Origin of the sequence: Halomonas sp. Bachu 37 (assembly GCF_039691755.1) — a bacterium.
Classification (GTDB): Bacteria; Pseudomonadota; Gammaproteobacteria; order Pseudomonadales; family Halomonadaceae; genus Vreelandella; species Vreelandella kashgarensis.
Map to the genome: position 1 here is coordinate 1,075,809 of NZ_CP137552.1, position 12,061 is coordinate 1,087,869.

A 12,061-nucleotide genomic window follows, 5' to 3' on the forward strand; every position below is an offset into this window, starting at 1 on the left:
TCACCCAGAGGAATCCTACGTGGCTCGTTATACCCTGCGCCGATTGTTACTGATGATTCCGACTCTGCTGGGCATCATGTTGCTGAATTTCATTATCGTGCAAGCAGCCCCAGGCGGGCCGATCGACCAGATGATGGCACGCTTCGAAGGCGCCGATGCCATGGCCAGCACGCGCCTGGACATGGGCGGGGCCGATATTCAGGTCAATGACGAATCTCGCGGCGCCCGAGGAATCGACCCGCGTTTCATCGAACAGCTCGAGCAGCAGTTCGGTTTCGACAAACCCGCCCACGAGCGTTTTCTGGGCATGATGGGGGATTATCTCACCTTCGATTTTGGCACCAGTTTCTTTCGTGACCGCCCTGTTATCGACCTGATGATAGAGCGCCTGCCGGTATCGATTTCGCTGGGATTGTGGACCACCCTTCTGGTATATCTCATCTCGATTCCCCTGGGCATTCGCAAGGCGCTTCATCACGGCTCACGATTCGATGTCTGGAGCTCAGGCCTGGTCATCGTCGGCTACGCCATTCCCGGCTTTCTGTTCGCCATCATGTTGATCGTGGTATTCGCCGGCGGCACCTACCTGGACTGGTTTCCCTTGCGGGGCCTGACCTCTCCCGACTTCGAGCAGCTTTCTGTCCTAGGCAAGATAAAGGACTACTTCTGGCATATCACCCTGCCGGTCGTCGCCTCGGCCATAGGAAGCTTCGCCACCTTGACCATGCTCACCAAGAACAGCTTTCTCGATGAAATTCACAAGCAATACGTTCTCACCGCCCGCGCCAAGGGCGCCGGGGAGCAGCGGGTGCTCTACGGCCATGTGTTTCGCAACGCCATGCTGATCATCATCGCCGGTCTACCCGCTGCTATGATCGGCATCTTCTTCACCGGCGCTTTGCTGATCGAGGTAATCTTCTCTTTGGACGGGCTCGGCCTGCTCGGTTTCGAAGCCGTCATGCAGCGTGACTACCCGGTTATCTTCGGAACCCTTTTCCTCTACACCTTGATCGGCCTGGTGCTGAAACTGATCTCCGACCTAACCTATGTATGGGTGGACCCACGCATCGATTTTGCCACTCGGGAGTCCTGAGCGATGAGCCAACTCTCCTCCCGACTTTCACCCATCACCCGGCGGCGCCTGGCGGCATTCAAGGCCAACCGCCGTGCGCGTGTTTCACTGTGGCTTTTCGGTCTGCTATTCATCATCAGTCTGTTGGCGGAGCTGATTGCCAACGACAAGCCCATCGTCATGCAATATCAAGGACAGTGGTATTCGCCCTTGCTGGTGGATTACCCGGAGACCGAGTTCGGCGGGTTTCTTCCTACCCGTACCGATTATCTCGACCCCTTCATCCGCGAGCAGATCAGCGAACACGGCTGGGCCCTGTGGCCATTGATTCCGTTCTCCTACCAGACACTCGATATGCAGATGACGCGCCCTTCACCCGCGCCTCCGGACCGGCGCCACTGGCTGGGCACCGACGACCAGGGCCGGGACGTGCTGGCCCGGGTCATCTACGGCTTTCGCCTGTCGGTAGCATTCGCGCTGGTATTGACCGCCGGTTCGCTGGTCTCGGGCGTCGTGATCGGCGGTGTACAAGGATACTTCGGCGGCAAGGTGGATTTGATCGGTCAGCGTCTTACCGAGATATGGTCCGGCCTGCCGGTACTGTTCCTTCTGATAATCCTGGCCAGCTTCGTCCAGCCGGGTTTCTGGTGGCTACTGGGCATCATGTTGCTGTTTTCCTGGCTGGGGCTGGTGGATATCGTGCGCGCGGAATTCCTGCGCGCACGTAACCTCGAGTATGTCCGTGCGGCCAAGGCCATGGGGCTTCCTTCACGCTTGATCATGTGGCGCCACGTCCTGCCCAACGCCATGGTCGCCACCCTAACCTTCATTCCCTTTCTGTTTACTGGTGCCATCGGCACCTTGACGGCGCTCGACTTCCTGGGATTCGGCTTGCCTCCCGGCTCTCCTTCTCTGGGCGAGCTTGCCGCCCAGGGCAAGAACAATCTTCATGCCCCCTGGCTGGGAATCACGGCATTCTTGACCCTCGCCATCATGCTTTCATTGCTGGTATTCATCGGTGAAGGTCTGCGCGACGCCTTCGATCCGCGCCATATTCACCAGGGCCGCCTTGCCCAGGATAAGGAGCAGGCCCATGAATGAGCCACTACTGGAACTGGATCGCCTATCCGTGGAATTTGATGGCATCAAGGTAGTCAAGGAGCTGTCCCTTACCATTGCGCGTGGCGAAACGCTGGCGCTGGTGGGCGAATCGGGGTCTGGAAAATCCGTCAGCGCCCTGGGCGCAATGAACCTGCTGCCGGCCAACGCCCAGGTTTCCGGTCGGCGTCGCTTGGCGGGAGTCGACCTTTCGACGCTCTCCGCTGCGCAATGGACCGGGGTACTGGGAAATCAAGTGGGTTTCATCTTTCAGGAACCCATGACATCGCTCAACCCGCTGCATACCGTCGGCAAGCAGATCGGCGAAGCCTTGCGTCTGCACCAGGGACTGCGGGGTCGCGAAGCCAGAGCCCGATCCTGCGAACTACTTGCCCAGGTCAAGTTACCCCGGCCAGAAGAACTGGTGGATACCTGGCCGCACCAACTTTCCGGTGGGCAACGCCAGCGGGTGATGATCGCCATGGCCATTGCCAATCGCCCGGCTCTGTTGATTGCCGATGAACCCACCACTGCTCTGGACGTCACTGTCCAGCAGGAGATTCTGGCACTGTTGCGCGAACTGCGCGACCAGCACGGCATGGGCATGCTGTTCATCACCCACGACTTGAACCTGGTGCGCCGCTACGCCGACCGGGTCTGCGTCATGTATCGGGGCCAGGAGCAGGAAAGCGGCCCCGTCGAGCAAGTATTTTCCCATCCAGCGAGCAGCTACACCAAGGCTTTGCTGGATGCCGAACCGGAAGGTCGCCCCACGCCGGTCGGCCGCGTTGCCCCGCTACTACAAGCGAAAGGGTTAGGAGTGAGTTTCAAGCGGCCCAAGAAGCGTCTGTTCTCAAGACAACCTCCTGATTTCGAAGCGGTGAAGCCACTGGATCTGTATATCGCTCCCGGCGAGACATTAGGCATTGTGGGTGAATCCGGCTCGGGCAAGACCACCTTGGCAGCGGCATTGATGCGCCTCACCCCAAGTAGTGGCAGCATTCAGCTTGGGGATGTAAAACTGAACGAACTGAGCGGCAATGTCCTGCGCCGCCAACGCTACCGCATGCAGATGGTCTTCCAGGACCCTTACGGGGCGTTATCACCTCGCATGTCGGTGTTCGATATCGTCAGCGAGGGGCTACGCTTTCATTTTCCGCGGCTGACGACCCAAGAGATCGCTCAACGCGTCAAGGCCACCCTGGAAGAAGTGGGCCTGCCGGAAAGCTGCGCTTCACGCTATCCGCATGAATTTTCCGGCGGCCAGCGCCAGCGCATTGCCGTGGCCCGGGCCATCATACTCGAGCCGGAACTGATCGTACTCGATGAGCCCACCTCGGCCCTGGACCGCAGCGTGCAGAAGCAGCTCATCACGCTGTTACGCGAACTTCAGCGACGCCACGGTCTGAGCTATCTGTTCATCAGTCATGACCTGGCGGTCGTGCGTGCCATGGCTCACAGGATTCTGGTGCTCAAGGAAGGACAAGTGGTGGAAGAAGGAGAATGTCTGGAGGTACTGGAAAATCCGCAGCGGCCGTATACCCGTCAACTAGTCACGGCCGCCGGGTTAGATGAAGCAAGACCGGTCGCTTAACTCTCTTGCCCTTACTGTCTAGACCTTACATTCCCTAGAAGTTAGAAAAAGAAGTTAGAAAAGGGCGACTTCATCGGCAGTAAGCTCACGCCACTCCCCCGGTGCCAACGATTCATCCAGCACCAGCGGACCGATGGCTTCGCGATGCAGCGTCTCGACATGGTTGCCCAATGCCGCGAACATGCGTTTCACCTGATGATAGCGGCCTTCCGTGATCGCCAGGCGCGCCTGGGTCGGTGAGAGCATTTCGAGTTCGGCGGGATGCGTCAGCTCCTCTTCGCCATCAAGCAAGAGCCCCTCAGCTACCCGTTCGACAGCGTCCTGCGCTTGTGCCTCGCTCCATGGTGTTGCCAGGGTGGCAATATAAACCTTGGGGCAGCGCTTTTTCGGCGCACTGACTCGATGCGACCAGTGACCATCGTCGGTCAACAGCAACAGGCCGGTGGTATCCACGTCCAGGCGGCCTACCGCCTGCAGGCGCTCCGCCTTGGGCAAGTCGACAAGCTCAACCACCCGGGGATACAAACCACGCCTCGCCGTGCATTCAACACCGGTGGGCTTATGCATCATCACGTAGCGCAATCCCACCAGTTCGAGGGTGGCGCCATTCCAGCTGACCCTGTCCTGCTCGATATCAAGCTGCACGGCGCCCTGCTTGACCACCTCGCCATTCACCGTGACTTCTTCGCGTTTCAAGGCGCGCTTGGCCAGGCTGCGTGTCAATTCGGTGGTTTCACTCAAAAAACGATCCAGGCGCATTAATGGCCGACTCCAGGTAACAGTTGAAAACGATCGGCATCCTGCCAAGCGGGAAATTTTTCCCGAAATTTGTCCAGCTCGCTCTTGTCCAGGGTGCCGGTTTGCAAGAAGGTCTGATGGGGCGAATGATCGATCACAGGCTCACCCTTGAAATCGACAAGCATCGAGTCGCCTGCATATTCCAACCCCTTGGCGTCCTCCCCTACCCGATTAACGCCCAGGACATAGCAGAGGTTTTCCACCGCACGGGCCTGCAGCAAGGTACGCCACGGGTGACGCCGCGGAGCCGGCCAGTTGGCAATGCAAAGCAGGACATCATACTCGAAATGCTCCTCGGCGGAAGGCTGCTGGCGCAACCAGACCGGGAAGCGCAGGTCGTAGCAGACACTCAGCAGTATTTTGAAGCCTTTCAGCTCCACGATCAGCCGCTGATCGCCCATGGCGTAGCGTTCGTGTTCCCCCGCCATGCGGAACAAGTGGCGCTTGTCATAGTGGATCAATTCGCCATCGGGCGTGGCCCAGACCAGGCGATTGAAATAGGCATCGCCTTCACGGATAGCGATGCTTCCCGTCACCACGCAGCCGCGCTGACGTGCCTGTTGGGTTATCCAGGCCACGCTGGGGCTCGCCTCCATGGGCTCGGCCATCTCGCGAGAGTTCATGGTGAACCCCGTGGCGAACATTTCCGGCAGGATGATGAGATCGGTATCGTTTTCATCCAGGTCGCCCAGCATGCGTTCCAGGTGCTGATGATTGGCGTCCGGATCCTCCCAGCGTAAATCACACTGCACCAGGCTGGCTCTTAGCTTGCTCATCGGCAACGCTCCTTGGTTAACGTGGCTCTTGGTTAACGTATCCAGTAGTTGGCGGCTCTCGGCCTACGCTCAGTTCATAATGTGCTAGATTAGCATTTTTCGTCGGCGAGGCCGCCATGCTGCGTAGTACCCAAAGTGACCCCGATGCCGCCAAGGGGGTGGCGTTCGGTGTGTCCGCTTATGTCATGTGGGGATGTTTTCCTCTTTTCTTCGCCCTGTTCCAGGGAGTTCCCGCGTACGAGATTCTCATCCACCGGGTCATCTGGTCGTGCGTATTCCTGATTGGCTTGATTTCGCTGCTGAAGCGCTGGAGCCCGGTGGTTCAGGCGCTGTCCCAACCGCGCAGGCTGGGCCGGGTACTCGGTTGTGCTTTGCTGATTGCCTTGAACTGGGGCATCTATATTTATTCGGTGGAAACCCACCAGGTTCTGCAGGCAAGCCTGGGCTACTTCCTGACCCCGCTGGTTAACGTGGCACTGGGTGTGCTGGTGCTGAGGGAGAGCATGGCACGTCTGCAGCTGGTCGCGCTGGGGCTGGCCACGCTGGCTATCGTTATCCAGTTCCTGCTGCTGGGTGAGCTTCCCTGGATCAGCCTGGTTCTGGCGTTTTCCTTCGGTACCTACGGTCTCTTTCGCAAGCAGGTTCCGTTGGATGGCCTCTCGGGACTTTTCGTCGAAACGCTCTTGCTACTCCCGCTAGGGCTACTGGCGCTTTCCTGGCTTAGCCTTCAAGACCTCTCGCATTTCGGTGAGCAAGAAAAAACCACCATGCTGCTGGTGACCAGCGGGATAGTCACGGCGCTGCCATTGATGGCTTTCGCGGGCGCGGCCAGACGCCTGCGCCTGGCGACGCTGGGGTTTCTGATGTACATCAACCCCAGCATCCAGTTCCTGATTGCACTCAGCGTGTTCAAGGAACCGCTGAACACTATCCAGCTTGTTACCTTCCTGCTGATCTGGACGGGCCTGGCTCTGTACTCGTGGTCGGCCTGGCAGTCACGTCCGCGCGAGGCTGCTGCCAGCTAGTTTAGGGCGAGAGGTGAAGGGCAAGGCCTTGGTTTCATAAGACTGGGCTTCATGAGCCCGGGATTCGTCCTGGACCTGCGGCTGGGGTTGGTAACCGATGCGGAAGCCGCCCCAATGCTTGCCATTCACATACACCGGCACGGAGAGGTCATGCATGATCTCTCCCGTGTCGCGCTTGTAGGTCTGCAACAACAGTGCTTTCTCATGGGCGCCACAGCGGCTTCCCGTGGGGTCGTCGAAGATGCGTTTGTTACGGCAGAATTTCAGATCGTGCTGATACTCGCCGGTCGGCGGTTGGCTGACGGCCTGGTTGTGGGTGGGCACGTAGCCGTTGCGGTCACAGGCGATGGCGTAGCTCAAGCCCAGCTCCTTCAGCAAGGGCTCCTGAATGTCGGGAAGGTAGCGGTCGGTAAAACGGTCGAAGCCGGTGGTGTATTGCGGCGGGTTGGTACCTTCGATCGGCTTGTAACGCGGTTCGAATAACCCGCTCTGCTGCAGCTCTCCCTTGGCGATGGCTCGCTCGAACTGCTTGCCCAGTTTATCGGCCGCGGCCCTGGCGGCATGAAATACCTGCTGATGACGCCCCTCGAGACGCTGTTGCGCCAGCTCCGCATCCACGCCTTCGGCTGCGGACATCAAGGCACGCGCCTGCTGGGCCAGGTCGTGCATGTTGCGATTGCCCTCGTCGACTTCCTGCTCGAGCTGACGCAGGCTCTCCATCACGGTCTGGCTATGCTCTTTTGTGTTTTCCATGGCGCCAGCCACACTGGTGATCTCGTGATGTACCTGGTCGAAGTCCCCGGTGATATGCGACAGGCTCTCGCCGACGGCCTTGATGCCGTGAGAGCGCTCGCTGATTCGCTCCATCAGGTGACCCATGGTCTCCACCACGCTCTGGCCACTCTGGTGCATATCCTTGACCAGAGTTTCCACGTTGCGAGTAGCGTTCGATGTCTTCAGTGCCAGTTCCCGCACTTCTCCCGCTACTACCGCGAAGCCGCGCCCATGTTCACCGGCCCTGGCCGCCTCTATCGAAGCATTCAGGGACAGTAAATGCGTCTGTTCAGCAACATCTTCGATCATCGAGGTGACATTGCGCACACGCTCGATTTTTTCATTCAGTGCATTGAGCATTTCCAGGGCCTGGCCAGAGCGCTCGGCGATCTGCATCATTTCCGCAATCACTTCATCCAGTTCGATGCGATTATCGTGCCCCGCCTGTCTCGCGCTTTCCGCCAACGACGCCACCTGAGTGGCACTGGAAGTGACCTGAACGATGGCGGCATTGATGGCCGTCATGCTGGAGGAGGCCTCGCGCGCCATGGACTCCTGCCGGTCCAGCCGCTGATCCATCTGGTCAGCATGGTGGGAAACTTCCGCCGAGGCGATAGCGGTACTGCTGGCTCGTTGCATCAAGCGATAGGCCATCGCTCTCAATGAGCGATAATCGCGTAGCGGTCCGCTGACTTTTCCGGAGCGCTCGAGCTTCTTCTGCTCGGCTCGATAGACACCGAGAAAACCGCTCAAGACCCCCAATGCCCCACTGAACGCTGCCAGAACCAGACCTGCATAAACCCACCCGGCTCCCAGCGAGGCCAGAAGAAGGGAGAGCAGAAAGCCACCCAAGGAAAGCACTAGCGGAATTATGTGCATGGCGTGAGCTCTTGTTATTGAATTAAGCCGTTAATCGAATGCCCATCTTGCGATGACTCGACGTCAAAGCCGGATGAGGACTTCCATCCGACTATTGAGCTTAACGTGTTATGAGACCAAGCGAAGTAGCACTTTGGGGGGATACGAGAACGTCAATTCGCTGCTTTCAGCGCCTGATCGATATCTGCCAGGATATCGTCGATGTGTTCGATTCCGATGGAAAGGCGCACCATGTCCGGTTTCACCCCCGCCGCTTCGAGTTCGGTTTCGTCGAGCTGTCGGTGCGTGGTGGCAGCGGGTATCGACGAGCAGCTCTTGGCATCGCCGATGTTGACCAGACGCAGGATCAGTTGAAGCGCGTCATAGAATTTAGTTCCCGCCTCCTGACCGCCCACGATACCGAAGCTCAAGATACCCGAGGCCTGTCCGTCCATGTATTTTTGAGCAAGGGCGTGGTCCTTGTGGTTGGACAGACCAGCGTACTGCACCCAGCTGACTTGGGGATGTTGTTGTAGATGCTCGGCGACCCGGCGGGTATTGGCGCAGATGCGCTCGATACGCAAGGCCAGGGTCTCCAGTCCCTGCAGCAGGTTCCAAGCTGCCTGAGCCGAAAGCGCCGCTCCCATATTGCGCAGGGGCACCACGCGGGCGCGGGCGATAAAAGCCGCATCGCCCACATCGCGGGTGTAACTGACCCCGTGATAGGAGACATCCGGCTCGTTCAGCAGCGGAAAACGCTCGGCGTGCTGGGCCCAGGGGAACTTGCCCGAGTCAATGATCACACCACCGATGGTGGTGCCGTGACCACCGATGTACTTGGTGGCGGAATGGACGACGATGTCCGCCCCATGTTCGATGGGCCGCCACAGAAATGGTGTGGCCGTGGTGTTATCGACGATGACCGGTACGCCGTGGCGATGGGCCAGGTCGGCCAATGCCGCGATATCGACAATCCCTCCGGAAGGATTGCCCACGCTTTCGCAATATACGGCCTTGGTGCGCTCGTCGATCAGCGCTTCGATACCGGCAAGGTCGTCCTTGTCGGCAAAACGCGTCTCGATCCCCTGACGTGGCAGGGTATGGGCGAACAGATTGTAGGTACCGCCATACAGCTCGCTGATGGAGACGATATTGTCGCCAGCCTCGGCAATGGTCTGAATGGCATAGGTGATCGCCGCCATTCCCGACGCTACCGCCAATCCGGCAATGCCGCCTTCAAGCGCAGCCAGCCGCTGTTCCAGCACCGCACAGGTGGGATTCATGATGCGGGAATAGATATTGCCTTCCACCTTGAGATCGAACAGATCAGCGGCGTGCTGGGCATTATCGAAGGAGAAGGATGTCGTCTGATGAATGGGCACCGCGACGGCGTGCTGCTCATCGGCCACATAACCATGGTGCAAGGCGATGGTTTCAGGCTTCATTGGGTATCCTTATACTATTGGCGTTGGCTGTTATAGTTAATTGAACGGTTATCGCGAAGTCGTTTCCGATATCGCTTTTCCAAAGGCTAACCAAGGCTGAACGCAAGTTCTATTGTCGTTTAGCCGGGTTGGCATATTCCAACCTGTCCCGAGGGACACGGTACCGAGGCTCATGCTCAAACGTTACCTACCTCTGCTCAGCTGGCTGCCTCATTATCATCGACGCCTGTTCGGCGCCGACCTGCTGGCGGGAATCATCGTTACCATCATGGTGATTCCCCAGTCGCTGGCCTACGCCCTCCTGGCCGGGCTGCCCGCAGTTGTGGGCCTTTATGCCAGCATCCTGCCGCAACTACTTTACTGCGTATTCGGCACCAGCCGAACCCTGGCCGTTGGTCCGGTGGCGATTATTGCCTTGATGACTGGAGCTGCCTTGTCCGGCGTCGCGACGCCGGGAAGCGATGAGTATGTGCAGGCGGCGTTGGTGCTGTCGTTGATTTCCGGTGTCATGCTGATCGCCATGGGCGTTCTCAAGATGGGCTTTTTCAGCAACTTTCTCAGCCATCCAGTCATTTCCGGCTTTCTTACCGCCTCGGGAATATTGATAGCTGCCAGCCAGCTGGGCAGTATTCTGGGCATCGAAAGCGCCGGTTTTACGCTGGTCGAGCGTCTAGCCAGCCTGCTGCCCAATCTAGCGCAGCTGCACTGGCCGACTTTGACGATCGGCCTCGGCACGCTGGTCTTTCTCGTCGCCATGCGTCGATACGGTAAGCGGACCATGACCCACGCCGGGCTACCGGCCGGCATTGCCGATCTGTTGGCAAAGGCCGGCCCGGTCTTCGCCGTGGTTCTAACTACCTTGATTACCCTCCACTGGGGACTCGATGAAAAAGGCGTCGACGTGGTCGGGGCGATTCCGTCGGGCCTTCCGGCGCTGACCTTCCCCTGGCCTGAAACCAGTTTATGGCGCGCCTTGTTGATACCGGCCTTGCTGATCAGTCTTGTGGGGTTTGTCGAGTCTGTCTCCATGGGACAGATGCTGGCCGCCAAGCGTCGCCAGCGAATCTCGCCCAACCAGGAGTTGATAGGGCTCGGCAGTGCCAACCTGGCGGCGGGAATCACGGCGGGGATGCCGGTCACCGGTGGGCTGTCACGCACGGTCATCAACTATGACGCGGGAGCGCAGACTCCGGCAGCTGGAGCCTTTGCGGCACTGGGCATCGCCCTGGTCACGCTCTACATGACCTCGCTGTTGCACTACTTGCCGATCGCCACGCTCGCCGCCACCATCACCGTGTCGATACTGACGTTGGTGGATATTTCCATGCTGCGCCAGACCTGGCGCTATTCGCGTAGCGATTTCGCCGCCATGGCGGTGACCATCGTCTTGACCCTGGTGGAGGGCGTCGAGGCCGGGATCATTGCCGGCGTCACCCTATCGATCAGCCTGTTTCTCTACCGGACCAGCCGCCCCCACAGCGCCCTGGTCGGCCGCGTCCCCGGCACCGAACATTTCCGCAACATTACGCGCCACGATGTCGACACCGCAAGCCATCTTGCATTGCTCCGTATCGATGAAAGTCTCTACTTCGCCAATGCCCGATATCTGGAAGACACCATCTACAATCTTGTCGCCAGCCGCCCCGAGCTCGAGCACGTGGTATTGATCTGCTCCGCGGTCAATCTCATCGATGCATCGGCGCTGGAAAGCCTGGACGCGATCAACGCTCGCTTGAAGGATTCCAGCGTCACCTTGCACCTCGCCGAAGTGAAAGGCCCTGTCATGGACCAGCTCAAGCAGAGCGATTTCATCGACGACTTGACCGGCCGGGTCTTTCTGAGCACCTATTCCGCCTGGCGCGAACTCTCTTGAACCGACCTCCCGCCGTTTATTAAACCATTCGCATTGAACCATTCACTCAACGCCAGGCTCATGCCTGGCGTTTTTCCATAGCTACAATCCCGTAGCTTGCTGCGCTCCATCGTTTCCTTAGGTTCCTTCAGCTGTTGTCGTTTGACGGGAGCATTGACATTCCCCTGACCGCCTCCCTACTATCAATCGACCAATAAGCAAAATCAAATACCGCACAGCAAAACACATGTTGCCTATTGTTACTTACAATGACCTGCGACATCACAAACAAAATAAGGAGCGTTTATGCGCCAGTTACACCAATATGCGTCCTTGGCTGCACTTCCCTTTACCCTGTTAGTCATTAGCGTAAGCCAAGCGAATGAAATCGAAAGTGTACCGAGGCCCACCTGGCGTTTGGCGGTTTGACCTGGGATGACGTCGAGCGGGTCGACTATCCCGGTTATGGGCGTTCCTTCGACGGCATTATTGCCGGCGATGTCGATGCCTCCTTCACCACCACGGTGACGCCGCCGGCCCAGCAATTGGCCAACAGTTCTAGGGGCATAAGCTGGCCGGAACTGGACCCGAACGATGAGCAGGCGTGGAAGCGCATGATGGCGGTAGCTCCCTACTTCCGTCCCCACGAAGTGACCTCCGGTGCTGGCGGGGTAATCGCCCTGCTTCCCGCCGTGGCATTCGCGTGATGGGGTCAGCGGCATCGGCTCGGTACCGCCGTGTAGATCACTGCCGTCTCCCGTCGAGACGG

Annotated in this window: 9 protein-coding genes and 1 pseudogene; 6 read left to right on the forward strand and 4 right to left on the reverse strand. The window is 58.7% G+C overall.

The genetic code is table 11. The features are described 5' to 3' along the window. Positions 1-19: 19 nt before the first annotated feature. The 3 genes from R5M92_RS04950 to R5M92_RS04960 are packed head-to-tail and all read left to right on the forward strand — an operon-like array spanning position 20 to position 3,764. Positions 20-1,093, forward strand: coding sequence for a microcin C ABC transporter permease YejB (locus tag R5M92_RS04950; protein WP_346798294.1), 1,074 nt, complete (start codon positions 20-22; stop codon positions 1,091-1,093). A 3-nt stretch (positions 1,094-1,096) separates the two neighbouring features. Beyond that, complete coding sequence (locus R5M92_RS04955; protein WP_346798295.1) at positions 1,097-2,173, forward strand: ABC transporter permease; 1,077 nt, start codon at positions 1,097-1,099, stop codon at positions 2,171-2,173. After that, positions 2,166-3,764, forward strand: coding sequence for a dipeptide ABC transporter ATP-binding protein (locus R5M92_RS04960; protein ID WP_346798296.1), 1,599 nt, complete (start codon positions 2,166-2,168; stop codon positions 3,762-3,764). Before R5M92_RS04955 ends, R5M92_RS04960 begins: the two co-directional genes overlap by 8 nt. 54 nt (positions 3,765-3,818) lie before the next feature. On the opposite strand, the gene R5M92_RS04965 is transcribed toward R5M92_RS04960, so the two are convergent. Next, entirely contained in the window at positions 3,819-4,523 is a 705-nt protein-coding gene (locus tag R5M92_RS04965) for a pseudouridine synthase (RefSeq protein ID WP_346798297.1), read from the reverse strand. Continuing rightward, on the reverse strand, positions 4,523-5,338 hold the full coding sequence (locus R5M92_RS04970) for an amidohydrolase (protein ID WP_346798298.1): 816 nt from the start codon (positions 5,336-5,338) through the stop codon (positions 4,523-4,525). The genes R5M92_RS04965 and R5M92_RS04970 overlap by 1 nt, the downstream gene beginning before the upstream one ends. Before the next feature lie 116 nt (positions 5,339-5,454). Between R5M92_RS04970 and rarD the strand changes: the two genes are divergently transcribed. Then, entirely contained in the window at positions 5,455-6,363 is a 909-nt protein-coding gene (rarD, locus tag R5M92_RS04975; RefSeq protein WP_346798299.1) for an EamA family transporter RarD, read from the forward strand. On the opposite strand, the gene R5M92_RS04980 is transcribed toward rarD, so the two are convergent. Beyond that, positions 6,334-8,016 carry a methyl-accepting chemotaxis protein gene (locus R5M92_RS04980; RefSeq protein WP_346798301.1) on the reverse strand — a complete coding sequence of 561 codons (1,683 nt, stop codon included), beginning with the start codon at positions 8,014-8,016 and terminating at the stop codon, positions 6,334-6,336. The genes rarD and R5M92_RS04980 overlap by 30 nt on opposite strands. 152 nt (positions 8,017-8,168) lie before the next feature. After that, positions 8,169-9,440, reverse strand: coding sequence for an O-acetylhomoserine aminocarboxypropyltransferase/cysteine synthase family protein (locus R5M92_RS04985; RefSeq protein WP_346798302.1), 1,272 nt, complete (start codon positions 9,438-9,440; stop codon positions 8,169-8,171). A gap of 172 nt (positions 9,441-9,612) precedes the next feature. On the opposite strand from R5M92_RS04985, the gene R5M92_RS04990 reads away from it, so the two are divergent. Together R5M92_RS04990 and R5M92_RS04995 are read left to right on the forward strand one after the other, a co-directional pair. Further along, positions 9,613-11,313, forward strand: coding sequence for a SulP family inorganic anion transporter (locus R5M92_RS04990; RefSeq protein ID WP_346798304.1), 1,701 nt, complete (start codon positions 9,613-9,615; stop codon positions 11,311-11,313). A gap of 371 nt (positions 11,314-11,684) precedes the next feature. Further along, a pseudogene (locus R5M92_RS04995) lies at positions 11,685-11,972 on the forward strand (C4-dicarboxylate ABC transporter substrate-binding protein); the annotation flags it as partial. Positions 11,973-12,061: the final 89 nt, after the last annotated feature.

What these genes read in the sequence shown, in the direction of transcription:
- R5M92_RS04955 (WP_346798295.1), top strand. Translation starts at nt 1,097, where the DNA reads ATGAGCCAACTCTCCTCCCGACTTTCACCCATCACCCGGCGGCGCCTG.
- R5M92_RS04960 (WP_346798296.1), top strand. Translation starts at nt 2,166, where the DNA reads ATGAATGAGCCACTACTGGAACTGGATCGCCTATCCGTGGAATTTGAT.
- R5M92_RS04965 (WP_346798297.1), bottom strand. Translation starts at nt 4,523, where the DNA reads ATGCGCCTGGATCGTTTTTTGAGTGAAACCACCGAATTGACACGCAGC.
- R5M92_RS04970 (WP_346798298.1), bottom strand. Translation starts at nt 5,338, where the DNA reads ATGAGCAAGCTAAGAGCCAGCCTGGTGCAGTGTGATTTACGCTGGGAG.
- rarD (WP_346798299.1), top strand. Translation starts at nt 5,455, where the DNA reads ATGCTGCGTAGTACCCAAAGTGACCCCGATGCCGCCAAGGGGGTGGCG.
- R5M92_RS04980 (WP_346798301.1), bottom strand. Translation starts at nt 8,016, where the DNA reads ATGCACATAATTCCGCTAGTGCTTTCCTTGGGTGGCTTTCTGCTCTCC.
- R5M92_RS04985 (WP_346798302.1), bottom strand. Translation starts at nt 9,440, where the DNA reads ATGAAGCCTGAAACCATCGCCTTGCACCATGGTTATGTGGCCGATGAG.
- R5M92_RS04990 (WP_346798304.1), top strand. Translation starts at nt 9,613, where the DNA reads ATGCTCAAACGTTACCTACCTCTGCTCAGCTGGCTGCCTCATTATCAT.